Genomic DNA, 25,694 nt, shown 5'->3' with positions numbered 1-25,694 from the left:
GACTGGCCGAGCCAGGGCGCCATCGTCTATCGTGGCTCCTGACGTCAGACACCGGCCAGGCACGCAACAGCGCTCTAGCCGAAACGAGCCGGGCCGGATGTCACTTGGGAGAAGGTCTCCGCGCAGAAGCTTTGGTCGGCGATAGCGCGGGGGCCTTCTTGCTGTATGGAGTTAGCCGCAGATCAGCGTGGCGGGCGTCTCCTTACGAGAGGGCTTACGGGTGCTCCGCTGCATCAGGCGGCGCAGTCTTCGGCGAGTGGCAGCATCGCGGCCTGGGCGTGGCGCAGGTGCGGCGGGGAGACCAACTCTCCGCGGCCGAGCGCGGCGAGGTAGTCCCGCCCCGCCTCCTCCGAGGAGAAGCCGAACTCCCGCCACTTGCCCAGCGCGAGGGCGAGGGTGAAGTCGACGTAGGAAGAGAACGAGTCGAACCCAAGCACCTGCCAGGTGTTCTGAGCACGCTGGTAGATGTCCTCATGCGTGAAGCGCACGCTCTGCCGGTGTCCCCCCTTGGGGACGCGGCCAGGCTTCGCGCCGCGGGGTCGGGCGGCTCGTCCGGGCTGCATTCCACTCATGGTCGCTGACCATATCTGAACCAGAACCACCACGACAGGGTTTCGGGCGGCGTGTCGCCCACGAATGTGACTCCTCTATTCGGACGAATCACGGAATGTCATGATTTACGTCAGCCGCAGCTCCCGCCGCACCCGTCCCGCCCCAGGTACAGTGCCGCGTGTGACTGACTCCCCCCGGCTGCGCATCCCCGACCTTCCCGGGGCGCGAGCGGCCCTTCAGCAGGAGAAGCTGCTCCGCGCCATCTCCACCCACCCGGAGATGACGTCCACCATGCGGCGGATGCAAACGCTCCTGGTGGAGCCCGCGATGAGCCGGGCCATGGGCTCGCTCATGCAGGCCATGAAGCCGCAACTGCCCGACCTGACCCGTTCCCTGGTTCGCGGCCCTGCGCTGACGGTGGACCCTGCGATCTTCAGCGCGGTGAACAGCATCCTGGCCGACCTCGCCGAGAACGCTGCGGCGACGCGCATCTTCCGGGACTTCACCGATACGCTCGCCCACCACATGCTCCCGGACGTCCCACCCCTGATGGAGCCCATCCCGGGGGCGGAACCCGCCGAACCTGAGGAGCCGGACGACGACCTCGACCCCGGGTCGACCTACAGCCCCCTGCCCCCGATGGGCTTCCCCCAGGAGCCGGGCGAACCATCCTTCACCCGCGAGCAGGTCCGGTTGATGGTCGTGTGGTACGTCCGCGCGGTCACGTTCCTCTTGGCCTTCGAGTTCATGCTGACGAACGGCGGGGTCTCGGGGGTGGCGAACACGGCGTTCGGAGTGAGCGCCTTGAGTGTCGCGCAGACGTGCGCCGCCCAGGTGGGCAAGGCGTTTGACTGGCTCTACCCGCCGGACGACGATGAGGAGGACTGATCCACAGGGCTGCCGAAGACGAGCCGCCACCGGTCTCCGCGCAGCAGCACCTTGTGCTTTCGGCCCCGGCACTTGGTCTGTCTCCCTGCTCACCTTCTAGGGCGCTTCTGCACTGTGGCCTGCGGCAACGGCATGGCGTAGGTCTCCCTCTGGCACGGGAACGGCCGGAATACGGCAGAAACGCGCCGTGACACCGCCGCCAGCGGAAGTTCCGAGTGGGAAAGCCTTACCCCTGACATGAGTGAGCCCTGCACATCTAACCTGAGGATGTCGAGTCATCAGGGAAGGGGCAGGGCTATGCCCGAAGATAACACGCTCACCACCTTCGGCGGCCGGGTCAGGTTCTTCCGCGACCGGGCCGGTATGTCCCGCGCCGTGCTGGGGGAGTTATGCGGTCGCAGCGAAGCATGGGCCAAGGCCATCGAGACCGGCAAGATCGGTATGCCCGGCCTGAGCATGCTGATCCGCATGGCCGAGATCCTGCACGTCAACGACCTCGCCGAACTCACCGGCGAACAGCGGCTCACCATGGCCACCTACACCAAGCGCACCCACGAGCAGGCGCCGGCCATCACCGAGGCTCTGTCCGCCTACCCACTGGTCGTCTCCGACCGCGAGCCGGTATCCGCTGATGTCCTAGCGGCCAACGTCTCCCAGGCGTGGATGGTCTGGCACGGCTCCCCGAACCAGCGGACCGCCGTGGCGACTATCCTGCCCCGCCTGCTGGTCGACGCCCGCACCTCCGTGCGGCTTCTCGAAGGTTCCGACCGGCGGCGTGCGCTGGTCTCACTCGCGCAGGTCTACCACCTGGCCCAGCTCTACCTGGCCTTCCAGCCGTATCCGGAACTCATCCTGCTGGCCAGCGACCGCGCGATGCAGGCCGCCCAGGACGCCGACGACCCCAAGGCCATGGCCGCCGCGACCTGGTACCTCAACCACGTGTGGCGCGACGCCGGCGAACAGGCCGAGGCCCGCATCGACCTCGCCCACCAGGCCGGGCGGCTGCTACGGCCCGACGACGACCACGACGACCGTAGCCTGTGGGGTCTGCTCCAGCTCGCGATGGCCCTGTCCTACGCCAAGACGGGCCGCCGCGGTGACGCCGAACATCACTGGGACGAGGCGCGCCGGGCCGCTCACTCACTGGACGGGCACCACCCGTGGCTGATGTTCGGGCCCGGCATGGTGGACGCCTACGCGGTGACGATGGCCGCGGACCTCACCAACGGCCACGAGGCCACCCGGCAAGGCGACCGGATCGATCTGACCACCATCCCGTCGAAGACGCGCCGCGCGTTCCACACAGTGGAGATCGCTCGCGGCTTCTACCTGAAGAAGGAGCCGGTGGCGACCATCCACCTGCTCAACAAGGCGCACGACATCAGCCCCGACACGATCTCCTACAACATGTTCACCCGCTCGACGGTGAGCGAGCTGATGGCGACCGGCGGGGCGACCGTACGGGACGAGGCCCGCGACCTGGCGCACAAGATCCGGCTCATACCCGCTGCCTGACGTCAAGGGGGAGGATCGCTCCCCCTTCGGTGGGGAGGAAGGCTCTCTCTCGACAAGGGGGGAGTAACCCTCCCTACCGGCCTCTGTCACGGGGCGTTCACTAAGAGCATGCCCCAGCCTCCCGAGCTGTCTGCGGCTCCTCCAACTGCTCCCAACCCGCAGTCTTCCATTGGCGTCGCGGGTGCCCTACCGCGCCGGTACCGGCCTGGCCAGCGTTCCCCAGGCCGCGCCGTCGAGCTGTTGCGCGCCGCCCTCACCGACTGCGGCGTCCCCACCCTCGACTCCGACGTCATGGTGATGAGCAGCGGCTACCCCACGCTGAGCATCGCCCAAGGCGTCTTGGTGTGGTGCAACGCCGAGCGGTTCCGTTGGCCCGGCGAGAGTGGCTTGTGGGTCCAGCACCCCATCAGCGACCCCGAAGGAGCGGCTTCGCGTCTGGCCGCCCAGCTCGCCGACGACCCCGTGCTGAAGCTACGCCGCGCCTTCCCCGGGTGGACGATCCTGCGGTTCGCCGGCGACCTCCGCTTCTGCGCGGCGCCCACGCGCCCCGAGCTGGCCGCCGCCCCGTTCGTCGAGGCGGGCACCCCGGAAGACCTCGCGGAGCTCCTGCGCATCGTGGAGAAGGTGTCATGACCGCAGAGCAGCCCCGCTGCCCCACGCGAAGACAGGCCGCCGAGGCGTCCCACCCGCCCGTCTGACCCTCAGCTCTGGCGGGTCCGCAGCGGCCAGGCCCACGCCCCAAGTGTCGGCCGCCGAATGACCGCCAGAGGCGGCCCCGGGACGATCACCGGTTTCCGTCGCCGGAAGACCCCGGGGCCGCATCTCTCTCCCCGCCGGCTCTCACCGCACGAGAGGACCTAACACCACATGATCCCGATACCAGGAACCCCCGCGAGCGACCAGCTCCAGCAGATCGCACAGTGGGGCCCGGCCACCCGCGTATTGAACCAGCTCCAAGCCATGCTCACCGATTACGAGGTGCCCTTCACGTTCGTCCGGGAGGACGGCCAGCCTCGCCTGCTGATCGGCGAGAGTCTGACCGTGTGGACCGGTTACAGCGCCGAGGTCATCTACTGGGGGCCCGAGCTGGGCAGACCGGCCAAGCTGATCTCATCCTGCGACTTGGCCGATGTCGCGCGCCGGATCGCCGAACAGGCCCGCGCCGCATCGGCTGTCTGATCGCGCGGCGGCCACGCGGAGCCATCTCAGCGTGGCCGCCGCGTTCCAACTTCCTGCGCACGGTGGTGCGACGCGTACACCGGGGCCGCGCGTAGGAGACACGGCCGGACCCGCACCTGGGGCGAGGGCCTGGAGACCCCTTGCCCTTCCGGCCGTGGGGGGCGCCCGTCTTGCTCGCTTCGCGGGCGCCCCCATCACGTCCTCTGCCCTGCCGAGGAGACGGCAACGGCGCCGATCCTCACCCTCAACAAGGAGGAGCACAGATGACCACGCCGACCATCACGCCGAGCGCCGAACCGCGCGAGCACGCCGACGACCCGTTCGGGCTCAACATCACCCTCATCGAGAACACGCCGGCCGCCGCGACGGCGCTGGCGTGCAGCACCGGCGACAACTGCGGGACCTCCTGCCCGAGCGCCTGCACCACCTCATAGTCCAGGCCGGCCCGCTGGCGTGGGCCGGACGAAGCTGCTTCGTCCGGCCCACGCCCGTCCTAGAACGGAGTGTGGGTGATGACGCGCTCACGACACAGCCTGTACCAGGGCACCGGCGAGGGGATGCTGCGCGCTGCGGTCCACCTCACCGGGCCGCCCCTGCCGCCCTGGCCGGAGCCTGAGGCTCCGCTCGAACGCTGGCGTTCGTGGCTGGCCGCGGTGTGGGCCGATGACGCCTTCCAGCAGGCAGTGGCCGGTGCCAGTCCGGACCTGCACCACCAGGTTCAGGCGATCCTCGGCGGGTACTCGCCGAAGGCACACCGGGCGCGCCGGGCGGCGCTGGCCACCGCCCGGTACGCCATCAGGTACACGCGCCGCTCGACACCGTTCGGCCTGTTCGCCGGTGTCACACTGGTCGACTTCGGCGACGTGGCCGAGGCCCGCTTCGGGGAGCAGCACCAGGCGGTTGTCCGGCCGGACCCGGCAGCGCTGGACACGGCGATCAGCGCCTGGGAGACCGATCGTGAGCGGATGGCCGACATCGAGGTATGCGTCAACACCCTGGCACGCCGGCAAGGCAGACGCCTTCACGTGCCGTCCGAGGGCGCCGCGGAGTTCTCGCTCGCGCTGACGCCCGCGGTCACGCTAGTGCTGGATGCGGCCCAGGAGCCGATCCGGTACTCGGCCCTGGCCGACAAGCTCGCCGCCGAGTTCCCCGGCACCGGCGAACACCACCGGGCCGCCCTGCTGGCCGAGCTGCTGCGGGTACGGCTGCTGCGGTCGTCGCTGCGCGCTCCCGCCACCGTCGTCGACCCCGCCAGCCCCCTGCCGGCCGCCCTGCGCAGCACCCCGATCAGAGCGGCGGCACCGGATCTGCGGCTGGACGCCACGGTGCGGCTGCCGGAGGCGGTGGCGAGAGAGGCGGAGACCGCCGCGACGGTGTTGACCCGGCTCGCCATGTATCCGGCTGGGACCCCGGCGTGGCGCCGGTACGCCGAGCGGTTCGCCGACCGCTACGGCGACGGCGCCGAGGTGCCGCTGGAGCTGGTGACCGACCCCGAGAAGGGTCTGGGCTTTCCCGAGGGGTTCGGCCAGGCGTCCGTCCCGCCCCGCCCGATGACCCGCCGGGACCGGCTGCTTCTGGAACTGGCCGGCACCGCGGCCGTCGAAGGACGCCGATCGGTGGCCTTGTCCGAGGCGGTGATCGAGCGGTTGGAGGCCGCCGCGGACCCGCGCACGGCCACCCCGCCGCATCTCGAAGTGTGCGTGCAGGTCCAAGCCGGTTCAACTTGGGCCCTGGAGCGCGGGGACTTCCGTCTCCGGGTGGTCACCGTCTCCCGCGCGGCCGGGGCGATGACGGGCCGGTTCTGGCACCTGTTCCCCCAGGTCGGCACTGCGTACGCCGGCCTGCCCACGGTCGAGCCTGGCGCGGAGCTGGTGCAGCTTTCCTTCCACGCCGGCCGCGTCCCGGCCGACCTGCTCACCCGCGCCCCGCAGGTATTGCCCCGGCTGGTCAGCGTCGGGGAGTTCCGGCATCCCGGCAAGGGCGTGCTGGTGCCGTCCGACTTGGCGGTCGGCGTCTGCGATGGCCGCCTTTACCTGGTCGAGGCCGCCACTGGGACGCGCGTGGAGGTCCTCGCGCCGACCGCGATCAACTTCCTGTGGAACAACTACACCCCGCCCTTGGCCCGGTTCCTGGCCGAGATCAGCCGCGCCCACACCGCCCAGGTGACGTGGTTCGACTGGGGCGCGGCCTGGGTCCTGCCGTTCACCCCGGCGCTGCACTACCGGCGGTCGATCCTGGTGTCCGCGCGGTGGAAGCTGCCCGTCCGGGAGCTGCCCGGCCGCGCCGCGACGCGGCAGGAGTGGGCCGGTCGGCTGCACGCCTGGAGGGGCCGGTTCGGCGTGCCGGACCGCGTGCTCCTGGCCGAAGACGACCAGCACCTTCCGCTCGATCTGCGCCAGGACATGCATCTGGACCTGCTGCGCGCTCACCTTGCCGCCAGCCCGACCGGTGTCGCGGTCCTGCATGATGCGCCGCCGCCGGACGCCGACGGCTGGATCGGCGGGCGGGCCCACAGCCTCGTCATCCCCCTGAAGGTCCGCTCATGACGGCGACGACAGCTCCTCTCCGGACTCAGGACCTGTCCGAGGGCACGCTTGGGGTGGCGCTGCTGCACATCGAGCGCGGTGACCTCACCTCCGCCCGGACCAGTCTGGCGCGGGCGGTCGCCGGCGGCGTCAGCGCCGGAGCCAACGCCTCCCTGTTCCACGGCGCCCCGGCGCTGGAGTTCGTACTCAGCCGCGCCAGCCGCGTCGACCGCGATGTCCGGGACGCCGTCGATCGGGTCGTGGCCGCCCGGCTGGCCGCGGCGCGTCAGCGGCAGGCGTCCGGGGCGCTGCCGCATCCGGCGGAGTTCGACCTCATCCAGGGCATGACCGGGCTGGCCGCGCTGCTGCTGAGCCGCGGCGGCTCCTCGCCGCTGCTGGAGGAGGCGCTGGGCTACCTCATCTCCCTGTCCCGGCCGGTCCGTGTCGACGACTGGATGCTGCCGGGGTGGTGGTCGGACGCCGGACCCGGCGGCGAGGAGATGCCCGGCGGGCACGGCAACAACGGCATCGCGCACGGCATCACCGGCCCCCTGGCGGTGCTGTCCCTCGCCACCCGCTACGGCGTCCAGGCACCGGGACAGCGCGACGCCATCGAGGTGTTCACGCGCTGGCTGGACAGATACGGCTGCTGCTACTGGGTCACCCACGACCAGCTATGCGATCCCGAGCCGCCGACGCGGCAGGTCGCGCGCCCGTCCTGGTGCTACGGGGAGATCGGCATCGCCCGCACCCAGCAACTGGCCGCGCTCGCCCTCGGCGACCCGGTTCGACGGCTCGCGGCAGAAGACACCGTCGCGCGCGTCCTGGCCGACCCGGTCCGCCTCAGCCGGATCACCGACGCCTCGCTGTGCCACGGCTGGGCCGGCCTGCTGACCGTCACCCGTGCCGTCGCCGCCGACAGCCTCGACCCGGCCCGGTACGCGCCGCTGATCGAGGACCTGGGAAACCGCCTGGCCGCCGACCTGGACCGGCTGCCCAAGCCTGGGTTCATGGAGGGCCGCGCCGGTGCGCGCCTGGCCCTGGACGGCACGGACGCCACCGGCTGGACCAGGGTCCTGTTGATCACCTGACCTCACCCGCCATCCGAAAGGAGTACCTGCACGTATGGACGTCGATGACGAAGACCCGCCGGTCACCGAGGGGAAAGGCTGGTGGCATGCCAGCGTGTCGTTCCCCGGCGGCGCCGGGGTAAGCCGACCGGCCGCCCAAGCGCTGTCGTCCGCATTGCACAACCAGCGGTTCCACTTCCTGCGCAAGGACGGCGGGCTGCGGCTGCGCACCGAACACCCGGCGGCGAACCTGCTGGACGTGCTCGTCGCCGATGAGTTCGCCACCGGCTGGGTCGGCGGCATCTACGAGCCGGAGACCGACGCGTTCGGCGGGCCCGAGGGGATGGAGGTCGCCCACGAGGTGTTCTGCGCCGACAGCCCCGCCGCCCTCGCCGAAACCGGCAGCCCGAACGCCCGGGAACGCTGCATCCTGCTGCTGTCGGCGATGAACCGGGCGGCCGGCCTGGATGCGTTCGAGATCGGCGACGTCTGGGCGAAGCTCGCCCGCCTGCGGCCCCCCGTCACCCCGCCCACCGGTGCCCGGCTCGACCAGGCGGCCGCGGCCATGCGGCGCCTCATGAACGCCGATGCCGCCCAGCGGGCGGACGCCGAACCCGGCTGGGCTGAACGGGTCGCCGCGTTCGAGCAGGCCGGGTACCGGCTGCGGCGGCTGGCCACCGAGGGGCGGCTGACCCGGGGCCTGCGCGCTGTCCTCACCCACCATGCGATCTTCGCGTTCAACCGCGCCGGAGTGTCCGTCGACCAGCAGGCCGCAACCGCGTGGCTGGGCCGCCACGTCGCGTTCGCCGACGGGGAGGCAGCCGACGTGTCTACCCGCCGGTCGGCCTCCCCGACCTCTACCCTCACCCGAATGGAAACCACCGTGACCCCTGCCACCGACCCCGTCGAGCTGCGCGAAGCGCTCGTGACCCGCCTCATCGACGGCGGCCACCTGCGCAGCCCCGACGTCATCACCGCCTTCCGCCGCACCGAGCGGCACCGGTTCCTCGGCGACGTTGACCTCCAGACCGCGTACGCCGAGGACGCCGTGCCCATCAAGCACGACGAGACGGGCGAGATGATCTCCTGCATCTCCGCGCCCTCGATCGTCGCCACCCAGCTGGAGCAGTTGGGTGCCCGGCCCGGCCACAAGGTCCTGGAAGCCGGGGCCGCCACCGGCTACAACGCCTGCCTGCTCGGCCGGCTCGTGACCCCCGGCGGCCATGTGTGGACCGTGGACGTCGACCAGGACCTCATCGACGGCGCCCGCACGAACCTCGCGCAGGCCGGCGCGTCGAACGTGACCGCCGTGCTGGCCGATGGCGCCGCCGGTCTTCCTGAGCACGCCCCCTTCGACCGCATCCAGTTCACCGTCGGCGCCGGCGACGTCCCCGTGCCGATCCTTGACCAGCTCGCCCCCGGCGGGCGCCTGGTCCTCCCGATGCGGATCCGCGGCAGCATCTCCCGCAGCTTCGCATTCGAGCGGGACGGAGGCATCTGGCGGACGGTCTCGTGTGAGATGGCGACGTTCGTGCCGCTGCGCAAGGGCGTCTGCGACGACATCTACACCCTCGTGCCCATGGCCGGTGAGGGCAACGTCCGCCTGGAGACGTTCAGCGAGCAGGACGTGGACCGCGACGCGCTGCGCACCGTCCTGGACCAGCCGCCGGCCACGGTCTACACCGGCGTGAAGTTCCGCCAGGGCGACCCCTGGCAGTGGCTGTATCTGTACCTCGCGTGCGCGCTGCCCAACGGCCTGTCCCGCATGCCGGGGTCGCGCCCCGGCTTCACCCCGCACTTCGGCTGGGGCTCCATGGCCGCGCTCGACGGCGACACCCTGGCCTACCTGACCGTCCGCGAAGGCGAAGATGAGCAGGGCCGGTTCTGGGAGATCGGCGTCATCGGCCACGGCTCGCGCGCCGCCGAGCTCGCCGACCAGGTCGCCACCGAGATCGGCGAATGGGACCGCGGCTGGGGCAACACCGCCCCGGAACCCAGCTTCCGCATGGCCGTAGGCGCTGCCTGCGACCAGCTCGTGGCCGCCGATCCGCGTTTCGTGATCGACAAGGTCTACAGCCGCCTTGTCGTCGACTGGCCACGCAGGAGCTGAGCCGGTGATCCCCCCGATAGCCGCCCGTCTTCCGCTGGTTCGCCGGCCCAAGGCGACCGGGCTGCCGCTGGCCGACCGCATCGCCCACCTCACCGAGCTGACCGTCGAACCCGCTGGCGCGGGCCACCGTGATCTGGTGGCCCGCGCCAGCGGGGTCCTCAACTACGCCGCGCTGATCGCCTCCGACGTCGGGCTGCCCGGCCTGGCCGAGCAGCTGTGCTGGAGGCAGCACCGCATCTTCGCCGACGCGGGAGACCTCACCGGGGACATCGCGGTGATGGCGCTCATGCCGCTGGTGAACATCGCCCGGCTGCTGACCCGCGAAGGCGACGGCGAAGGCGCCTACGACATCCTTCAGCGGCTGTACCGTGCGGCCCAGCGGCGCGGCACAGCCGAGATCCGCAACCATGACGTTGACCTGTCGGCGCTGATCGGCACAGACGCCGATCACCGGAAGGTGTGCGAGGAGCTGTGGGTCACCGTGCTGATCGACGGGGCCAGGGCCCTGGCCAGGGTCGGCCGCTGGACCGAGGCCGCCGACGCGATGACCGCGCACCGCGGCATCGGCAACCGCCTCCTCGACGGCCGCCAAATCATGATCATGTCGCTGATGGAACGCGGCCTCGACCAGCAGGCCCGCGACATGATCGAGTCCACCGCCCCCATCGAGCCGTGGGAGAACACCATCGCGGCCCTCCTGCGCGTCTGCTGCCGGCCCGCAACCTCACCGGCGTCGCCGCCGGAGCTGGAGCATGCCCTGCGAGAGGCGCTCACGCTGGTCGCCCCGCCCGACCCCGAGATCGCAGCGTTCCAGGCCCGTGTCGCGCTGAGCGCGCTCGACCTCGCCCACGACTGGATCGGCCCCTGCACCGCCCTACTGGACGCCGTCGTCGATGTCGCCGTGCTCGACGCCTACGCCGCCCGTGACGTCCTGAGCCACCCTCCGGCGCGCTTCCGCTTGACCGATGCGCAGGGGCAGAAGCTCGGTGACGTGCTCACCGCGTCAGGGCTCGGCGCCGGGACGCTCCCCCCTGCTCACATGCAGGCTCTCACCACTGCCGTCGAGAAGGCCGACGTGACACTCCGAGGTCTGCTGTGACCCGTTCACCAGCTACGCGGCCACCTACGCCAGCTCCAACCACGAATCGGCACCCACCCCACCGCGCCGACCGCTCCGCGGACGCCGGCGAGGCAAGGGCTGGGGGCCGGCCGAAGACGCGACCAGACGCCCACCGGGTCAGGGCGCCGCTGTACGGTCGCGCGGGTGGCGCCCGCACGATCGTCCTCCAGTGTGGGCGCCACCTGCATAAACACAAGAGCACCCCGCCAGGACCGGGGCGCGTCGTACGGCAGTCCCGGCCTGAGCTGTACCGCTGGAAGTTTTCCCCGAAGTTCGAAATTCGGGGAAAACTTTCTAGGGCTACTAGCTGGGGCTCAGCACTGGACAGGGGCTACTAGCTGGGACTTAGCGCCGTAAGAGTTTGGGCGAGTATCCGATATTCTTCGAAACTCGCTTAAACTCGAAGTCGAAGAGGTACAGTCTTAGCACTGTAAGGACTCTCAGTGCTCCTGAGACGAGCAAGGGCCCCCCGGGTGGTTGTGGTGACCAGTACTCCCGGGAGACCCCTGCATAGTTCCTGGGGTGGCCTCCTGCTCCTACAGGAGGTCATCCCAGGGACGCCCCTCGGCGGCCCTGCGCAGCAGCTCGATCAGGAGACCGGTCAGGAGCCGTAGCACCAGGCCGGGGCCGATCTTGCGGAGCAGCGCACGGACCTTCGAGGATCTACCATCGAACCCTCCGCCGGGGGCGGGGGGAGTGGTCTCGGCCATAACAGTCCTTCCTGCTGGTGGTGCGGTGGGAACAGCCTGCTGGCGGGGTTGCCAACAGACAGTTACCGCCGCACGGAACGGCAGAAAAGGGCAGCGATCACTGAGACCGCTCATCACCGTAGTGGCTCAAGGGGTTCGGCGACCGGATTTTCTAACAAAAAGGGGTGCACCGGCTTTCTCGGGAATGCCCGAATCGGCCATTCAGGGAAATAAGCCTGGTAAATGCCCCGCACCCTCGCGGCGGGGCAAGGCGCTCAGCCGTCGCCCCGGCCGCGGGCCCACCGCCCGCCCCGTCTCACACCGGCGCGCGGAGCATCAGCCGGGCCAGCTTGCCATCCTTGACCAGGCCGGCCAGGTACTCGGCGTAGTCGGCGAGTCGCATCTCCAGCCCGTCGGGGTTCAACACCGCCGCCGCCGCGGCTCGTTGACGGCCGCGGCGGGGTGCGGGTGCCCCTGTGGCGTGTCTCCACCGCTGGCTGACAGCGGCGTCGATCTCAGCCAGCCCGGTGACCGGCGCGTCCGGCATCCACGGCCACCCGACCGCAGCGACATCGACCTCGGCGGCGGCCGCCGGGTCCGCGCCGGCCGCGGTGGCGGCCACCACCGCGGTCGCCGCCGCCGCGTACCGCACGCACTCCCGTCGGCACATCCCCGCCAGCTCCTCGGCGTGGGCGTCCAGGACCGTCCGGTAGCGTTCGGCGGCGTCCGCCAGCGCTGCGTTGTAGGCGTCGGCCGCCGCGTTCCGCTCCGCCGCCAGCTCGCCGCCGTCCACCCGCCGCCCGGCCATGGTGGGCAGCCGCGCGGGCTCGGTCAGCGTCTCCTCGCGCCGCCGCCATAGCCGCCGGCACTGCGCGCCGAGCACGGCCAGGGCGTGATCGACCTCGGCAGGCCATGGGGTGCTGCCGTCCGGGCGGCGGGCGGACACCTGCGGGTACAGCCGCGCGTACGCCTCCCACTGGTCGGCGTAGTGGCGCGCACCCGCCGGGGTGAGCCGCAGCCGGTACCCGTAGCCCTCAGCGGCGGGTTCAGCGGCGACGTACGGCTCGGGCTCCCGCTGGGTGAGCCGCAGCCACGCCCCGTCGACGTACCTCCTCGCGAGTCCGTCGTGGCCGGCGGCATGGACCTCGGCCAGCATGCTCCACAGCGCCTCCGACAACTGCCCGCGGCCCGGCGTGCCGGGCCGGGCGGTGTCCATCCCCGCGGCCCGGCACACCGCCCGGCCGACCCGAGTCAGCCTCACATGGAGGTGGTAGCCGATCAAAGCAGGGTCGCGGCGCAGGTCGATCAGTCCGCTGCCCTCCAGCGTCTGCAGCGTCGCGCCGGACCCCTGGTCACGGACGCCGTGATGGGCCAGGAGGACCTGCAGCTTGCCGGGATCGGCGAGACTGTTGGCCACGGGGCCGTAGTCCAGCCACCGCCACTCCTCCGCGGGCCGCCGCCTCCATGCGGTCTTCTCGTGCCGCTCGGCGGCCTGGTCGGCGTCGTAGAGGATCCGCATATATACCTGCTGCCGCTCGTTGAGAGCCACCCACGCGGCCGCGGCGCGATCCTGGGAGGTCATGACGCGACGCTAGCAAGCTCACCTGACGGCTAGGCAGGTAACGCCGCGATCATGCCTCGGACATCACCCGGCGGCCGGCGCCTGACGGACGGGGACTTCCAACGTGACCGCCACGACCTCCCACGCCGCGGTGCCCGACTCGGCCAGCTCGGCGGGCATCTCCATGGACACCGTCACCTCGCCGGTGACCGAGTACCGATCGGTGAGGTACCTCAGGGACTCGGTGGGGAGCGCGGCGGGCACCATGCTCCTGTCGGCGAGTTCCGCCAGGAGCCGGTGCCACATGCTGCGCCGGAGGTGGGTCCGCAGATCGGAGTTCTGCCACATCTCCCGGGCCACTGCCTCCCGGACTCCGAACGTCCCGTCATGCGCGGCGAGCACCGCGGCCGCGATGTGTTCGGCGGTCTCCTGGTAGAGGAAGACGCCGTGCTCCCCTGCGGCGCGGGCAGCGGCCTGGGCGGGGGTCACGGCGGGGACCGGTTGGGCACTCATCGGCGCCTCCGGCGGTACTCGGCCTTGGCCCGGCGTGCCGCCGGGTGCGTGCGCCGCAGCATCAGGCGGTAGAACCGCCAGGTGATGCGGCACTTTACCTCGATCGTCACGCTGCGGTCGCCGGGGCTCCACTCGGCCGGCTCCTGGCCGGTGGGCAGCGGGGCCTCGAAGGTCGCGTCGTCGAGGACGCCGATGAGCTTCCACGCGGTGGGGTCGTTGGGGTCCGCGCCGAGCGGCGCCCAGTGGACCGTGGTGCCCTGCATGAGAGTCTGCTCGCTCAACGCCCGCCCTCCCGAAGGTCGGCGCGGATCGCGTCCCATACGGCCAGCGCCCACCAGCACCGCCGCGGGTTCGCCCGGAAGTACCGGCGGGCGACGCCGGCGTACCGGCGGGGCTGCAGGCGCCTGATCCTGCTGGCCAGCGGAACACCGGTGATCCCCTCGGCGGAAGGTTCGGGTGTCTCCGGCTCAGGCTCCGGTTCGGTGCTGTCCGGCCACCCGTAGAGCGGCGACTCATCGAGGTACCTGGGGCGGAACGGGTCGATGCCCTGCCACGCCCACGCCTGCTCCCACGTCACCTCCTGCCTCTCAAGGTCGACCTGCCAGTAGCACGGGCAGGTGCCGCACTCCAGCCACGGCAGCCCGGTGCCGGGCGTCTGCCTGGAATCGCCGACCGCTCGCTGCAACCCATCCCCGCAGTGCGGGCACAGGCCGTTGCGAAGCTTGTCCAGGAACTGGAGCATCCCCAGGCGATGCGCTTCCTCAGGGGTGGTGCCCGCAGGGATGGTGTAGGTGGGGCGGGGCTGCGCGGAGGATGGGGGCATAGGGGGTCCTCTCCTTGTGGGGAGAGGCACCGTAGAGGATCCCGCCGCTTACGTCCCGGAGCCGTTAACCCCGGATGTCCCTACATTCCGCCCATGACCGATCGCGACTCCTCGACCTTCGCCGCCTGCGCAGACGCGCTCCCCACCGACCTACGTGACCGTGTCCAGGCGATGCGGGACTACACCCTCGCCTGGCGGGCGTGCCCATCCTGCCGGCGAATCCGCGACCTGGTATGGCTGGCGTTCGATGCGGCTTTCGTCGGCGACCAGGCCGCCGCGCAGGAGATGATCGAGCAGGCCGAGCTGGTGGCCGCCGCCGAGCGTGACTCCGCCGACTGCGTCTCCCAGCCGCGGAACCCAGGGCGCTCCAGCCGACGTGTGCCCGGCTTCGACCGGCCCGGCCCGCTGGTCGCCGCCACCGACGCCGCGCACGTCGGCGCGTGCAGCGGGATGGGGTACCTCGTCAGCGACGGCCGGTGGGGGATGCGGCGCCGCTTCGGGAACGGCACGCGGTACCTGCCAGATCCGACCGGCCCGTCCAAGGTCCTCGTCGCTGAGCTGCGGGCTGTCGCGCTCATGCTGGATGAACTCGGCGACGACGCGGCCCGGCTGTCCCTGCTGCTGGTGGACAGCACCACGGCGATCGGCTACCTGCGGGGCTGGAAGTCCGGGCACGTGACGCGCATGCCCGCTGGGTACAGCCTGCGGCCGCGCCTGCACGGCGGCGAGCCCGCGCTGGTGCGCCTCGCCCATCGTTTGGCCGCCCTGCCGACGCTGCGGATCGAGCACGTGAAGGGGCACTCCGGGCATCCGCTGAACGAGGCCGCGGACTCGCTGGCGAAGATCGCCCGCCGCCGCGCCGTCGACGCGACCATGCGCGCGGAGCGGGTGGTCGACGCGTTTCTGCGGGTCTGGCACACCCGCCTGGTAGCTGCCTGACGGCATCGGCCAGTACCCGTGGTCTAGGAGTGGTTGAGCCCGGAACCCCTGGCGGGGTCCCGGGCTCACTTCCGGTGGATAGAGGGCGAGCCGCACGGCTCACCGGGGCGGGCGGCTGTCTGTTGACCTCGGTTTAGGGCTGCTGGTTCGGATCGACACGTCGTCGGGCGTCGGCGCTGAGGGCGTCGTGCACGGACTGGGCGGGGATCCTGAGACGGCGGGCGAGCGCGGCCTTGGCTCCGTGCTGGTTGGGGTATTCGCTAAGGAGATTGCGCATGTGCATGGCACGGGCCATGGCCAGACGGGTCATCTCGGCGCGAGTCTCTTCGATCCGGATCCTGAGCTGGAACTCGATGTTTGCGATGGGGTCGTAGTCGCTGCTGCCATCGCTGAAAGGGCCAGGGTCGGCGTCGTACTCTTCCTTGCGGCGTTCGTTGTCGACTCGCATGCATGCGAGCTCGACGGCGTTCGCCTCGTCGATGGTGGCAAGGTCTGTTGCTCTGTCGCGGTGAAATCGGAACGTTCGGTTGGCCTCGTCAATGTCCGCGTCGTCGAGGTAGGCCATGGGGTCGTTGAAGTACACGACCGCGCTGGTGATCTCGTTGTCGAGCCCCGAGAGGAGTTCCTTCCCGGGGAGCGTGTCAATGACGAAGGACTCCTCGGAGGCCGGCCCCCCGGAGCGGATCCGGTAGCTGGTGGCGGTGGCGGAGTCGAAGTAGATTTCCGACTCCGGTGCCCAGGAGGAGGCGTGCATGGAGAGGGTTGGTAGGTGCTGTACCTGGGGGAGTACAGCGAGAAGGTGAGAGCGGGCGTCGTTGAAGGTGTCGAAGGTGGGGAACTCCCGGTCGTCGGCCATACTTCGATTATAGAGGTACCCCAGATAATTCAAGGGGTACTTCTATAAGTGTGTCACTTTGCGCTGCCCGGCGCGCGGAGCCGGTCCACCGCCTCGCGCCGTTTACGGTGCGGGCGCCGGTCGTAGCGGGCCGTCGTGGTGGGGGAGGAGTGCCCCACGAGGTCCTGCGCCGTGGCCAGGTCCACCCCGGCGTCCAGCAGCTCGCCGATGAACGTGCGGCGGAAGTCGTGCGGGGTCCGCGGGGACGCCCCGGCCTGCGCAAGCCGCTTGATGACGATCTTCCGGATGGCCTGGCCGGTCATGTGCGCCATCCGGGCCCCGTTCATCTGGACGTGGTCGCCCCGCCGGATCGGCGGGAACAGCGCGCCCGTGGTCCGGCCGCGCCGCGCCAGCCATGCCTCGACCATGTCGCGCGCCGCCTCGGTGAGGTAGACGGTGCGTTCCTTGTCGCCCTTGCCGCGCACCCGCAGCGACCGGGCGCCGCTGTCGTAGTTCGACACCGTCGCCTTGACCAGTTCCTCGCGGCGGACGCCGGTCGAGTACAGCACCGCCAGCAGCGCCCGGTCCCGGGCGCCGATGAGGGAGGTGTCGTCGTCGAACACTGCGAACAGGGCGTCGATCACGTCTTCGGGGATGTGCTGCCCGGCCGGTTCCCGGGTGCCGCGCATGTTGGAGATGTCGGCGGCCCGCCGGTAGTCCTCGGCGGTCATCAGCTCCAGCCGCCATGCCTCCTTCAGCACGCGGCGCAGCGCGACGAGGTGCTGGTTGGTGTAGGCCGGCGACAGCTCCAGCTCGACCAGGCGGGCCCGGATCCGGCTGGTGTGCTCATACCTGAGCCGGTGCCAGGGGAAATCCGCGCCGGTCACCGCCTGGTCGTCGAGGTCGGCGCCGCGGATGAGGCGGGCGATGCGGTCCAGCGCGGTAGCCATCTTCCGGTGGGAGTCGCCGGCCTTGAGCTGGTCCAGGTAGGCCCGGTACGGGTTGCGGATCGGGTCGGCCTGGACGGCGAGCAGCAGCTCGCCGCCCGCGTCGGCCGGAGTGAGTGGCGTAGGCAGGGACATCAGCGTGGGCCTCACACGGCGATGAACAGCTGGGGCAGTTCGGCGAGCTTGGCACGAGTGTCACGGTGGCGCTGGCGGCGCTGCTGTTCTGCTTGGATGACGTCCTCGTAGTCTTCGAGGATCTGGTGATACGGGATACCCCAGCCGGTGACTTCCTCGTTCAGTGCTGCCAGGGCTTCCTCTTGACTGGTCCACCATTCCCATGCCAAACCGGTCGACCATCCGTCGTCGGTGACGCCGATCGCGGCCTTAGAGGCTCTAGCCACGAAGGGTGGGACATCGTCTATAAGGACGAAGTGCTCCCAGCCGGGGATCTGGCTGGCCTGGGTGTACTTCTCAAGCGGTGGCTCGGTGAGGCGGCCGTGGGCCCATTCACGTACCTGGGCGGTCAGGAACCGGTCCAGTGCCGGGTGGCGGAACCCGGTCTTTTGTGAGCCGGGCTGGTCAGAGGCGGGAACGCGGTCGACGCGGGCGCGGCGCAGATCGAGGCCGTCCTGCCAGACAATGTGCAGGTGTTCGGCGGTGTCGGCGCACTTGTCGGGGTGGTAATTCACGGTTCCCCAGGGGGTGCCGTTGAGGGTGCCGTCGTCGTTGACCAATGCGGCTTCCTGGAGCTGGCGGAACACCGCGAGGGTGACCTGCTTGCCGCTGACGGTGAGGGTCTTGATCTCGACGGTGGCGGTGGTGATCTCTGCGTTGTGCAGAGTGAGCGGCGTGCTCATGGGGTGGGGCCTCCGGATGGCGGGGTGGAATCATGATCCTACCAATAGGTTCCGGGAACGCGCATTCCCGTTACCTATTCTCCGAGGGCGGAACAACCGGCCACCCCGATGCCCTGAGAGCCACGCAGAGCCACCCGAAGGCTCCATGCGACCGATCACCCGCGCCACTCCGCGTTCGCCCGGCAGCGCGCATCTCAGCGCCCCCGTTTTCACGGTGCCGGACCCGACAGATTCTCTATCCGTCTATCGATCTATCTATCTTTCAAACTATCCATCTAACCTTCCGCCTCTTTCCGTCTCTTTCCATCCGCCAGGCCGCGACGTAACCGGCCGACTGCTACAACAGCCCCATGGAGCACCCCACCGCCGCCCCGCCCGCCCCCTCCCCCGCGCCGGGCGCGAGGACCTGCATCTGGCCCACGGGATGCCCGCGCACACCGCCGCCGGGCAAGGCCGGCGGCTCCGGCCGGCGGCCGGAGTACTGCGGAGAGCCCGACCCGGACACCGGGACGATCCACAACGCCCGCAACCGGTGGGCCGCCGCCCAAGCTGGACGCCTGCCCTCCCCCGCCGTCGAGGAGCTGCCCGCCGAGATGCCCGGCCGGCCGGTAACCACCAGCCGCCTCCGCGCGGCCTCCCTGCTGGACGGGGCGCGCGGCGCGGCCGACAACGCGGTCACCGCGATCAGCGATGCCGCCGCCCGCTTCGCCGCGGTCGCCCAGGCCCTCGCCGACCTCACCGACCCCGCCGCCGCCGAGACCGAGCTGGAGACGATCGATGCCGAGGCCGAGCGGCGTATCGCCGAGGCCCGCGCGCAGGCCGGTGACGCCGAGCGGCAACGGCTGGCCGCCGAGCAGGCCCGGGATCAGGCACTCATCGAGCGGGACCACGCGCACGCCGCCGCGGCCGAGGCCCTGACCGACGCCGAGACCGCCGAGGCCGACGCCGAGCGAGCCCGCGCCGAGCTGGCCGCAACCCGGCAGGCCGCAGCGCAGGAGGCCGCCGACGCCGAACGGCGCATCGAGGCCGTCCGGGCGGACAACGCGGCGAAGATCCAGCAGGCGCAGCAAGCGGCCAGGGACGCCGAGCAGCAGGCGGCCACCGCCCGGAAGGCCGAGGCCGACCTCCGCACGGAGCTGGAGCGGACGCACCGCGACCACGCCGCGGAGCTACGGCGCCTGGCCGGCGCGCACCGCAGCGAGATCACCGCGCTGAAGGCCGCGGCCACCACGGCCAAGGCGGCGGCCGCCGACGCGCGCAAGCTCATCGAGCGCCTAGAGGCAGAGAACGCCGCCCTACGCGAGGTCCAGGGCACGCCGAAGCCAGGAAAGTGATCTCCCTGGCGCAGGCCCTAGCCCACCATTACAACTTTCCGAAGCCGATTCCTTACGCTGGATGCATGATCACTTCAGATGATGAGTACAGCGAGAAGATCACCGTGACGGTGGCCTGGTTCAACGACTACAACGGCCGGACGTACCCTCCGACCCCAGCGAAGTGGGCCCACCTGAGCGACGCAGGTATCTCATACCCGGCTGAGGTGGACAGTGCCCTGAAGGAAACGACCGACCCCCGCCTGTTCGACCACAGCGTGTTCGTAGTGCCCGCCGAGGATTACTCAGCGGCGGATCACCCCCGCGGGTTCCGGACGAGATGGGTGATCGACTTCGAGGCCACCAAGGAGCAGGTCGCCATGGTGCGCGCGGCGGCCGAAGCAGACAGGTAGGGATGCCGGTAAGAGACGTGTCACCAGCCCCAAACGAGCGCGATCAAGCAGGAGGCTCGACGCTCGGCTACTCGGTGTCGGCCGGGCCGCGGGCGGCGGTCTGCTCGGCGCGCATGTGCTCGTCGTAGGCGGTGAACAGGCTGTAGCCGTCCTCGACGAGCACGGGGGGCATGCGGCCGCATCGGCACAGCGCCGGGTAGAGGTCACGGCCGGCGTGGGCGGAGGCGATGATGTCGCGCTCGTCGGTCTGGGGGCTGTGCTCGTCCTGATCGATGAGCGGGTCACCGGACCAGTGCGGCAGGGATGTCATGGCCAGGGGACGGGGTCGGCGGTGAGGTAGTCGGCCAGCTGGGAAATGCCGGGCTGGTCGGGGGCGTAGGGGATCGCCCACGCGATCCCGGCGATGGCCTGGCCGGCGGGTGCGGTCGTGTCCGGGGTGCTGGTGGTGGGCTGCGGCGGGTCCTGCGGAGTGTCCGGCGCGCCCGTGGGGTCGGGGGCGGCGGGGCCGGTTGGCTCCGGGGGTGTCGTGCCGGTCGGCTCGGGGGCCGCGGTCGTCGACTCGGAAGGCGCGATCGTCGGCTCGGGGGGTGTCGTGCCGGTCGGTTCCGGCGCCGCGGTCGTCGACTCGGAAGGCGCGATCGTCGGCTCGGGGGCGGACTGGGACGGCACCGGCACCGGCGTTGATGAGGGCTGCGGCGTCGGCGACGCGGAGGACTGCGGCGTAGCGGTGGTGGTCGACGTCGGCTCAGACGTCGGCAAGGCGGTCGGTGCCGGGGGGAGAGTCGGCGTGGACAGGGAGGTGGTCGGCATCGGCGCGGGCGCCGGCGAGGTGGTCGACGTCGGTGTGGGGGTCGGTGTGACGGTGACGGCCGGGCGGGACTTCTTCCCCGGGAGCAGGGCGAAGGTCGGAGCGGGGGTGGGAGACTGCGTCACCGCCCCGGGCATCAGCGCCGACGGAGACGGGGACGAAGTGGGCTCCGCGGTCGGGGTCGTCTCCAGCGCGGACGGCGACGGCGTGGGCACCAGTGTGGCGGTCGTGTCGGCGCCCGGGTCGGTGAAGCCGAGCACGTCGGCGTCGAGCACGTCGGCGACGGCCGCCCGCACCGGGGGCGGGGTGATGACCTCTACGATCGGCGCGCCGATCGCGTAGGTGCTGACCGCCAGCACGCCGGCTTGCACCACGGCGGGCACAGCGGAACCGAACACGGTCGCCGCCCCGCCGCCGACGCCGAGTGCCCCCACGCCGATGCTGCCTCCAGCCACCAGGCCGGTGCCGCCACCTGCGGCCAGGGTGGTGCCCGCGGCCAGGGTGGTCCCGCCGGCGGCGCCGCCGCCGGTCAGCGACTTCACCCACGCGCCCACAACCCAGAAACCGCCGAGAGCGGCCGCGGCGCTGCTGAGCACGCGGCCAGCGAATCGTCTTAGGGCGACCGTCAGTGTCAGGGCGCGGGTCTGCATGCCCATACGTACGACGGGCGGAACACGGTCGTCGTCAGCGATGGCACGCAGCCGATCGATCTCCTCCTGGAGCAGGAGCACGAGCTTGCCGGCGTCGGCGGCGCTCTTGGCTTTCGATACCCACGGCACGCTCTTGCCGGTCTGGGAGGCGATGTTCTTCTGGTGGTACAGCCGCTCCCCGGTGTTCGGGTCACGCAGGTCGTAAAGCCGGGCGATCTCCAGGTCGTGGATCTGCTCCAGGATTCGCCGCTCAGCGGCGTTGGCGGCGAGTCGCCGCTGAACGGCCCGCCACAGCTCGAACGGGTCGTCGGGGTTCTGGATCCCCTCCAGGTGGAGCTGCAGCAGGTGGTCTACCGCCTCGGCGCCAAGACCGCGGGGGTGCATCACCCGGTGCTCGCGGATCTCGGGGTCGTCGCTTGTCATGTGAACTCCTCGGCGGCGGCGCTGGCGGGCTGCGATGCGGCTGTGCTTATCGGGTGGCGGCCGGGCAGGTGTGCGGGTACCCCGCCTGGCCGCCGGGCTTCAGCGGGGCGGGAGCTTCCCGGCGCCGCCTACGCACTCGGGTGCGCGCTCAGAGAAGACGTCGTTCGGGATGGGCCGCCACGTGGCTTGCAGCCATATACAGGGCCAGGAACAGGTCTGCGGCCGCGTCAGCTTCGGGGTTCAACGCACTGAGCTCCCTCAATGAGATGGTGGCTAGTCGTCTGGCTGTCGGAGCGTCTGCACGAGGACTCGCCGCCGCTTCCGTTGTGTGGTTAGCGCCAGTATCCACTGGCGGGCGTTGATACTGTCCGCTGCTGAGCATTCTGTCAAGGATCAGGCGACACCGGGGGAAATGTGTGTACTCTTGGCATCCATTCGCGGTGCTAGGGGTTGGCCCCGATCCGCTCACCATGAGTCAGGAGGTGCATTCGGGTGGCGACGTTCGCTGAGCGTCTGACCGAGGCACTGGCCGCACGAGGCGTCTCGCACCGGAAAGCGGCGCGCGACATCACCGCGGCCGGATTCAGGATCTCGCACGGCTACATCGGGCAGCTCGCGCGCGGGTACGCGGACAACCCGAACCTGGACGTGCTCACGGCGCTCGCGAACTACCTGGGCACGACGGTCGGCTGGTTGGTCGGCGACCAAGAGCCCACCGGCCGGGAGCCCGTCGCCGCTCGGGTGACAGGTGCCGGCGGCCAAGAGCCCGACGAAGCTGAGGTGAGGCAGCAGATGGAGGACCTGGGCGTCCACCATCTCGCCGAGCGGACCGTGGGCCTATCCGAGCTGAGCTTGTCCGCCATCGCGCAGATCATCGAAGCGGCCCGGATCGCCGAGGGCCTGGACAGGCAGGGATCTCAAACACCGGATGATCAAGGGTAGTCTGACCGGGCTCACAGCCCGGAAAGGCCCCTTGTGACATGCAGGCTCCCCCCGCCGTATTGGCCGCGCTGGAACTCGTTCCCATCCCCCGGCCCTTCGACCTCGACGCGTACATGCGTCAAGTTCAGCGGGTCCGGGGCCGGCGCGTGCACCTGCACGAGCTGCCCGCCACGGCGGCCGGCGCGATCTGCGGGCTGTGGCTCGCGACGGAGAAGGCCGACCACATCTACGTCGCGCCCGGCGCGACCGGTGTGCTCCGCGTCAACATCCTGCTGCACGAGATCAGTCACATGCTGCTCGGCCACGGGCGGGCCGACGAAGCCGCGGCGGCTCTGGCCCGGCTGCTGCACGGCGGCGGCAACACCCAGGGCGTACGCGCCCGCTACGACAGCACCGAGGAACGGCACGCCGAGATGCTGGCCACGCTGATCCTCACACGGGCCAGTGAGCCGGCGCAGACCGGCGACGGGCTGTCGATGCTTGAAAACGTCATGGGATACGGCATACCGGAACGGTGGTGATCTGCGCATGAGCGTGGCCGACTGGGTTCTACTGGTCGTGCTGTGGGGCATCTCGATCTGGCGCCTGCCTGCGGCGTTGCGCTCCTACCAGCACCGCATGCTGTGGGGAGCGTTCACCGCGCTGGCCATCTCCCGCGTCTTCTCGGCGAACCCGGTGGTGGAGTGGACCATCGACCTGACGGGCCGGGAGTGGGCGACCCTGCTGCGCCACCTCGGCGGGCTGCTGTCGGCGGCGAGCCTGCTGGCGTTCGTCGAGGCGATCACCCGGGGTGCCGGCCGGTCGCGGGCCCGGTGGATCTGGCCGGCGGCCGCCGTGGTCGTCGGCGTCCTGGTGGCCTTGTTCGCGATCCGCGGCGGCCGCATCTACTGGGTGGCCGGGCAGCCGGGTGAGACCGCCACCGCCGGCCGCATCTATCTGCTGGTGTTCGATTCCTGGCTGATCTACTGCCTCGGCATGGCCGGGGTGATGTTCGCCCGGTTCTCCCGAACGGCGCCGACGCTCCTGAAAGTCGGGATGGTCATCTCGGCGGTCAGCATGGCGGCCGGTGTGCTGAACCGCGGGCACGTCATGGTCGTCAACCTGGCCAACCTGTTGTTCCCCCAATGGGGGCTGAGGGAGTGGGGCCTGTTCCACGGGGTGACGATCGTCGTCACCGTCGTCGGGATCGCGCTCGGCACGTCGATCGCCGGGGTTCCCGCCGTGGTCGGCCACGTGCGGCAGCGGGCCGCGCTGCGGGAGTTGCGGCCGCTGTGGGCGGCGCTCACCCGGCAGTACCCGGACATCGCGCTCGGTATGGCCGGGCCGGTGCGGGTGCGGCTGTACCGGCGGGGGATCGAGATCCGCGACGGCATGCTGGCGTTGACCTCCGTGGCTGAGCCGCCCGCGGACGGCACCCCGGAACGGGTCGCGGCGTGGGTGGCGGAGGCGTTGGAGGGGGCGGCCGCCGGCGCCGGGTCGGGCCAGCCGTCCGGGGTCGTCCCGGGACCGGACTTTCACGGCGACATGGGCAGGGAGTTGGCGTGGCTACGACAGGTAGCGGCAGCGTACAAGCAGCACAGCGGGATGAGCCGGGCGCGCGGGTCGCGCGTGTCCTGACCGAGGTGTTCGCGCCCGCGCACCTCGTGATCGGTCTGCCTCTGGTGGTGGGCGCGGTCACGTCCGGGTGGGCGGGCCTGGCGTGGGGTGCGGTCGCGGCCGGGTTGTGCGGCGGCATCCCCGCCGGGGTCATCGCGGTCGGCGTGAAGTCGGGGAGGTTCGGTAATCGGCACCTCACCGACCGATCCCAGCGGCCATGGCTGGTCGGCGTCATCGCCGCCCTGGTCGTCGCCGCCCTCGCCCTGCTCGCCGTACTGGGTGCGCCGCGGGTGATGGTGGTGTGCGTGGCCATCATGCTCGCCACGCTCGCCGTGGTCGGCCCCATCACCCTGGTCTGGAAGATCTCGTTCCACACGGCCGTCGCCGGCGGGTCGGTGGTGATGCTCGCGCGCATCCTCCCGGCCGTGCCCGTCTACGTGGTGGGTGTGCTCCTGGTCGTGGTGATCGGCTGGTCCCGGGCCAGGATCCGGGACCACACGCCCGCCCAGGCCGCCGCCGGGGCGGCCGCGGGCGGGGCCGCCACGTGGGTGACGCTCGCCCTGCTCGGCTGACCTCTCACGAGCGGTCCCTCAGCCGAGCGCCCAGGTGCGGGGGCCGACGATCCCGTCCGGGACCTCGCCGTGCTCGCGCTGGAGCACCACGGTCGCGGCGCGGGTCATCCGGCCGAACTTGCCGTCGACGTCGATGGTGTGGTGGTTGCGCTTGAGGATGCGCTGCCAGGCGGCGACGTCCTCGCCGGTCATCATGGCGTCGGGCTTGTACGCGAGGTACCGGCCCGGCCAGCCTCCGCTGGGCTTGGGTTTGGCCGGCGTGGGCTTGGGCGTCGCCGGCCGGGCCGGCGCCGAGCCGCCGGGGCGGGGAGCGCCGCGGCGTACCCACTCGTACAGGGGCCCGCCGGGGCAGTCGGTGGAGAACCCGTCGCGGTGGCCCTTGATCTCCTTGCCGGCGCGGCCGTGGTCGCGCAGGTAGTCGATCGCGTCGAGCACGCCGTGCAGCACCCCGTCGTTCGGGTGGGTGAGCCCGGAGGAGCCGACCAGGGCGAGCACGCTGTAGTGCTGGCTGTTGAGGCCGGCGCCGTTCGCGGCGGTCAGCCGGCCGGGCCCCCGCCCTTCGAACACCTTCCGGTGCGGACAGGCCACCATCGAGTAGGCCAGGTCGAGCCAGCCGTTGCCGTCCATGTGGTGGTTCTGGAAGCCGCGCACCAGCTCGACGCACTTGTGGTGGTTGCCGGGGTCGGCGAGGTCGGCCGGAACCTTGCCGCCGGTGTAGTGGACCTTCACGCCGCGCGTGCTGCTGATGGGCGTGTAGGCGCCCTTCGGGGCGCGGGCCTTCCATTCGCGGCGGGTGATCAGATCGATGCCCATGCGGTGCCTCCCAGGGGCGCGGGTGCCTGTGCCGGGGGCAT

28 protein-coding genes are annotated in these 25,694 nt (G+C 71.0%); 16 read left to right on the top strand and 12 right to left on the bottom strand.

What is annotated here, in order from left to right; translation table 11 throughout:
* Positions 1-233 precede the first annotated feature (233 nt).
* The gene (locus ACQP10_RS38490; protein WP_433542047.1) at positions 234-488 is read right to left on the bottom strand and encodes a hypothetical protein; all 255 of its coding nucleotides are present in this window, start codon (positions 486-488) and stop codon (positions 234-236) included.
* Positions 489-732: 244 nt separating this feature from the next.
* Between ACQP10_RS38490 and ACQP10_RS38485 the strand changes: the two genes are divergently transcribed.
* The 9 genes from ACQP10_RS38485 to ACQP10_RS38445 all read left to right on the top strand — a co-directional run bounded on the left by ACQP10_RS38485 (position 733) and on the right by ACQP10_RS38445 (position 10,938).
* On the top strand, positions 733-1,440 hold the full coding sequence (locus tag ACQP10_RS38485) for a hypothetical protein (protein WP_433542046.1): 708 nt from the start codon (positions 733-735) through the stop codon (positions 1,438-1,440).
* 297 nt (positions 1,441-1,737) lie between these two features.
* Positions 1,738-2,955: a helix-turn-helix domain-containing protein gene (locus tag ACQP10_RS38480; RefSeq protein WP_433542045.1), complete on the top strand. Its 1,218-nt coding sequence runs from the start codon at positions 1,738-1,740 to the stop codon at positions 2,953-2,955.
* A gap of 240 nt (positions 2,956-3,195) precedes the next feature.
* Positions 3,196-3,588: a hypothetical protein gene (locus ACQP10_RS38475; RefSeq protein ID WP_433542044.1), complete on the top strand. Its 393-nt coding sequence runs from the start codon at positions 3,196-3,198 to the stop codon at positions 3,586-3,588.
* 234 nt (positions 3,589-3,822) lie between these two features.
* A complete protein-coding gene (locus tag ACQP10_RS38470) occupies positions 3,823-4,134 on the top strand; it encodes a hypothetical protein (protein ID WP_433542043.1) in 312 nt (103 codons plus the stop codon).
* A gap of 263 nt (positions 4,135-4,397) precedes the next feature.
* Positions 4,398-4,568 (top strand): FxLD family lanthipeptide, encoded by a 171-nt coding sequence (locus tag ACQP10_RS38465; protein ID WP_433542042.1) that lies wholly within the window; start codon positions 4,398-4,400, stop codon positions 4,566-4,568.
* A gap of 78 nt (positions 4,569-4,646) precedes the next feature.
* Positions 4,647-6,680 (top strand): lantibiotic dehydratase family protein, encoded by a 2,034-nt coding sequence (locus tag ACQP10_RS38460; protein ID WP_433542041.1) that lies wholly within the window; start codon positions 4,647-4,649, stop codon positions 6,678-6,680.
* On the top strand, positions 6,677-7,750 hold the full coding sequence (locus ACQP10_RS38455) for a lanthionine synthetase C family protein (RefSeq protein WP_433542040.1): 1,074 nt from the start codon (positions 6,677-6,679) through the stop codon (positions 7,748-7,750). Before ACQP10_RS38460 ends, ACQP10_RS38455 begins: the two co-directional genes overlap by 4 nt.
* 34 nt (positions 7,751-7,784) lie before the next feature.
* Positions 7,785-9,839, top strand: coding sequence for a methyltransferase, FxLD system (fxlM, locus tag ACQP10_RS38450; protein WP_433542039.1), 2,055 nt, complete (start codon positions 7,785-7,787; stop codon positions 9,837-9,839).
* A gap of 4 nt (positions 9,840-9,843) precedes the next feature.
* Complete coding sequence (locus ACQP10_RS38445) at positions 9,844-10,938, top strand: hypothetical protein (protein ID WP_433542038.1); 1,095 nt, start codon at positions 9,844-9,846, stop codon at positions 10,936-10,938.
* A 557-nt stretch (positions 10,939-11,495) separates the two neighbouring features.
* Here ACQP10_RS38445 and ACQP10_RS38440 read toward each other — a convergent pair.
* From ACQP10_RS38440 to ACQP10_RS38420, 5 genes are all read right to left on the bottom strand, one after another.
* On the bottom strand, positions 11,496-11,669 hold the full coding sequence (locus ACQP10_RS38440; RefSeq protein ID WP_433542037.1) for a hypothetical protein: 174 nt from the start codon (positions 11,667-11,669) through the stop codon (positions 11,496-11,498).
* Positions 11,670-11,964: 295 nt separating this feature from the next.
* Positions 11,965-13,230: a hypothetical protein gene (locus ACQP10_RS38435; RefSeq protein ID WP_433542036.1), complete on the bottom strand. Its 1,266-nt coding sequence runs from the start codon at positions 13,228-13,230 to the stop codon at positions 11,965-11,967.
* 63 nt (positions 13,231-13,293) lie between these two features.
* On the bottom strand, positions 13,294-13,722 hold the full coding sequence (locus ACQP10_RS38430) for a hypothetical protein (protein ID WP_433542035.1): 429 nt from the start codon (positions 13,720-13,722) through the stop codon (positions 13,294-13,296).
* Complete coding sequence (locus ACQP10_RS38425) at positions 13,719-14,003, bottom strand: hypothetical protein (RefSeq protein ID WP_433542034.1); 285 nt, start codon at positions 14,001-14,003, stop codon at positions 13,719-13,721. The genes ACQP10_RS38430 and ACQP10_RS38425 overlap by 4 nt, the downstream gene beginning before the upstream one ends.
* Positions 14,000-14,545 (bottom strand): hypothetical protein, encoded by a 546-nt coding sequence (locus ACQP10_RS38420; protein ID WP_433542033.1) that lies wholly within the window; start codon positions 14,543-14,545, stop codon positions 14,000-14,002. The genes ACQP10_RS38425 and ACQP10_RS38420 overlap by 4 nt, the downstream gene beginning before the upstream one ends.
* 93 nt (positions 14,546-14,638) lie before the next feature.
* Here ACQP10_RS38420 and ACQP10_RS38415 point away from each other — a divergent pair, with 93 nt between their 5' ends.
* Positions 14,639-15,484 (top strand): ribonuclease HI, encoded by an 846-nt coding sequence (locus tag ACQP10_RS38415; protein ID WP_433542032.1) that lies wholly within the window; start codon positions 14,639-14,641, stop codon positions 15,482-15,484.
* Between the two features lie 133 nt (positions 15,485-15,617).
* Here ACQP10_RS38415 and ACQP10_RS38410 read toward each other — a convergent pair whose 3' ends face one another.
* From ACQP10_RS38410 to ACQP10_RS38400, 3 genes are read right to left on the bottom strand one after another with little or no spacing between them, the layout of a single operon-like run.
* Positions 15,618-16,340, bottom strand: a complete 723-nt coding sequence (locus tag ACQP10_RS38410; protein WP_433542031.1) for a hypothetical protein — start codon at positions 16,338-16,340, stop codon at positions 15,618-15,620.
* 53 nt (positions 16,341-16,393) lie between these two features.
* A complete protein-coding gene (locus ACQP10_RS38405) occupies positions 16,394-17,401 on the bottom strand; it encodes a tyrosine-type recombinase/integrase (protein WP_433542030.1) in 1,008 nt (335 codons plus the stop codon).
* Positions 17,402-17,412: 11 nt separating this feature from the next.
* The gene (locus ACQP10_RS38400; RefSeq protein ID WP_433542029.1) at positions 17,413-18,123 is read right to left on the bottom strand and encodes a hypothetical protein; all 711 of its coding nucleotides are present in this window, start codon (positions 18,121-18,123) and stop codon (positions 17,413-17,415) included.
* Between the two features lie 350 nt (positions 18,124-18,473).
* On the opposite strand from ACQP10_RS38400, the gene ACQP10_RS38395 reads away from it, so the two are divergent.
* On the top strand, positions 18,474-19,457 hold the full coding sequence (locus ACQP10_RS38395) for a hypothetical protein (RefSeq protein WP_433542028.1): 984 nt from the start codon (positions 18,474-18,476) through the stop codon (positions 19,455-19,457).
* A 65-nt stretch (positions 19,458-19,522) separates the two neighbouring features.
* On the top strand, positions 19,523-19,849 hold the full coding sequence (locus ACQP10_RS38390; protein WP_433542027.1) for a hypothetical protein: 327 nt from the start codon (positions 19,523-19,525) through the stop codon (positions 19,847-19,849).
* Between the two features lie 67 nt (positions 19,850-19,916).
* On the opposite strand, the gene ACQP10_RS38385 is transcribed toward ACQP10_RS38390, so the two are convergent.
* On the bottom strand, positions 19,917-20,159 hold the full coding sequence (locus ACQP10_RS38385) for a hypothetical protein (RefSeq protein ID WP_433542026.1): 243 nt from the start codon (positions 20,157-20,159) through the stop codon (positions 19,917-19,919).
* Positions 20,156-21,730 carry a hypothetical protein gene (locus ACQP10_RS38380; RefSeq protein WP_433542025.1) on the bottom strand — a complete coding sequence of 525 codons (1,575 nt, stop codon included), beginning with the start codon at positions 21,728-21,730 and terminating at the stop codon, positions 20,156-20,158. The genes ACQP10_RS38385 and ACQP10_RS38380 overlap by 4 nt, the downstream gene beginning before the upstream one ends.
* 492 nt (positions 21,731-22,222) lie before the next feature.
* On the opposite strand from ACQP10_RS38380, the gene ACQP10_RS38375 reads away from it, so the two are divergent.
* From ACQP10_RS38375 to ACQP10_RS38360, 4 genes are read left to right on the top strand one after another with little or no spacing between them, the layout of a single operon-like run.
* Complete coding sequence (locus ACQP10_RS38375; protein WP_433542024.1) at positions 22,223-22,672, top strand: hypothetical protein; 450 nt, start codon at positions 22,223-22,225, stop codon at positions 22,670-22,672.
* A gap of 38 nt (positions 22,673-22,710) precedes the next feature.
* Positions 22,711-23,193, top strand: a complete 483-nt coding sequence (locus tag ACQP10_RS38370) for a hypothetical protein (RefSeq protein WP_433542023.1) — start codon at positions 22,711-22,713, stop codon at positions 23,191-23,193.
* Between the two features lie 7 nt (positions 23,194-23,200).
* Positions 23,201-24,289 carry an MAB_1171c family putative transporter gene (locus ACQP10_RS38365; RefSeq protein WP_433542022.1) on the top strand — a complete coding sequence of 363 codons (1,089 nt, stop codon included), beginning with the start codon at positions 23,201-23,203 and terminating at the stop codon, positions 24,287-24,289.
* 5 nt (positions 24,290-24,294) lie between these two features.
* Positions 24,295-24,840 carry a hypothetical protein gene (locus ACQP10_RS38360; RefSeq protein WP_433542021.1) on the top strand — a complete coding sequence of 182 codons (546 nt, stop codon included), beginning with the start codon at positions 24,295-24,297 and terminating at the stop codon, positions 24,838-24,840.
* A gap of 18 nt (positions 24,841-24,858) precedes the next feature.
* On the opposite strand, the gene ACQP10_RS38355 is transcribed toward ACQP10_RS38360, so the two are convergent.
* Positions 24,859-25,653 carry a peptidoglycan recognition protein family protein gene (locus ACQP10_RS38355; RefSeq protein WP_433542020.1) on the bottom strand — a complete coding sequence of 265 codons (795 nt, stop codon included), beginning with the start codon at positions 25,651-25,653 and terminating at the stop codon, positions 24,859-24,861.
* Positions 25,654-25,694: the final 41 nt, after the last annotated feature.

It is taken from the genome of Streptosporangium sandarakinum, from assembly GCF_050942225.1.
GTDB lineage: Bacteria > Actinomycetota > Actinomycetes > Streptosporangiales > Streptosporangiaceae > Streptosporangium > Streptosporangium nondiastaticum.
This window is presented reverse-complemented; position numbering and strand designations above follow the sequence as displayed.

Bases quoted from the DNA above. Each gene is read 5' to 3' on its own strand.
- ACQP10_RS38480 (WP_433542045.1), top strand. From the start codon at position 1,738: ATGCCCGAAGATAACACGCTCACCACCTTCGGCGGCCGGGTCAGGTTC.
- ACQP10_RS38390 (WP_433542027.1), top strand. From the start codon at position 19,523: ATGATCACTTCAGATGATGAGTACAGCGAGAAGATCACCGTGACGGTG.
- fxlM (WP_433542039.1), top strand. From the start codon at position 7,785: ATGGACGTCGATGACGAAGACCCGCCGGTCACCGAGGGGAAAGGCTGG.
- ACQP10_RS38430 (WP_433542035.1), bottom strand. From the start codon at position 13,722: ATGAGTGCCCAACCGGTCCCCGCCGTGACCCCCGCCCAGGCCGCTGCC.
- ACQP10_RS38400 (WP_433542029.1), bottom strand. From the start codon at position 18,123: ATGAGCACGCCGCTCACTCTGCACAACGCAGAGATCACCACCGCCACC.
- ACQP10_RS38355 (WP_433542020.1), bottom strand. From the start codon at position 25,653: ATGGGCATCGATCTGATCACCCGCCGCGAATGGAAGGCCCGCGCCCCG.
- ACQP10_RS38465 (WP_433542042.1), top strand. From the start codon at position 4,398: ATGACCACGCCGACCATCACGCCGAGCGCCGAACCGCGCGAGCACGCC.
- ACQP10_RS38435 (WP_433542036.1), bottom strand. From the start codon at position 13,230: ATGACCTCCCAGGATCGCGCCGCGGCCGCGTGGGTGGCTCTCAACGAG.
- ACQP10_RS38385 (WP_433542026.1), bottom strand. From the start codon at position 20,159: ATGACATCCCTGCCGCACTGGTCCGGTGACCCGCTCATCGATCAGGAC.
- ACQP10_RS38365 (WP_433542022.1), top strand. From the start codon at position 23,201: ATGAGCGTGGCCGACTGGGTTCTACTGGTCGTGCTGTGGGGCATCTCG.
- ACQP10_RS38415 (WP_433542032.1), top strand. From the start codon at position 14,639: ATGACCGATCGCGACTCCTCGACCTTCGCCGCCTGCGCAGACGCGCTC.
- ACQP10_RS38395 (WP_433542028.1), top strand. From the start codon at position 18,474: ATGGAGCACCCCACCGCCGCCCCGCCCGCCCCCTCCCCCGCGCCGGGC.
- ACQP10_RS38420 (WP_433542033.1), bottom strand. From the start codon at position 14,545: ATGCCCCCATCCTCCGCGCAGCCCCGCCCCACCTACACCATCCCTGCG.
- ACQP10_RS38455 (WP_433542040.1), top strand. From the start codon at position 6,677: ATGACGGCGACGACAGCTCCTCTCCGGACTCAGGACCTGTCCGAGGGC.
- ACQP10_RS38380 (WP_433542025.1), bottom strand. From the start codon at position 21,730: ATGACAAGCGACGACCCCGAGATCCGCGAGCACCGGGTGATGCACCCC.
- ACQP10_RS38460 (WP_433542041.1), top strand. From the start codon at position 4,647: ATGACGCGCTCACGACACAGCCTGTACCAGGGCACCGGCGAGGGGATG.
- ACQP10_RS38405 (WP_433542030.1), bottom strand. From the start codon at position 17,401: ATGTCCCTGCCTACGCCACTCACTCCGGCCGACGCGGGCGGCGAGCTG.
- ACQP10_RS38440 (WP_433542037.1), bottom strand. From the start codon at position 11,669: ATGGCCGAGACCACTCCCCCCGCCCCCGGCGGAGGGTTCGATGGTAGA.
- ACQP10_RS38470 (WP_433542043.1), top strand. From the start codon at position 3,823: ATGATCCCGATACCAGGAACCCCCGCGAGCGACCAGCTCCAGCAGATC.
- ACQP10_RS38370 (WP_433542023.1), top strand. From the start codon at position 22,711: ATGCAGGCTCCCCCCGCCGTATTGGCCGCGCTGGAACTCGTTCCCATC.
- ACQP10_RS38410 (WP_433542031.1), bottom strand. From the start codon at position 16,340: ATGGCCGACGACCGGGAGTTCCCCACCTTCGACACCTTCAACGACGCC.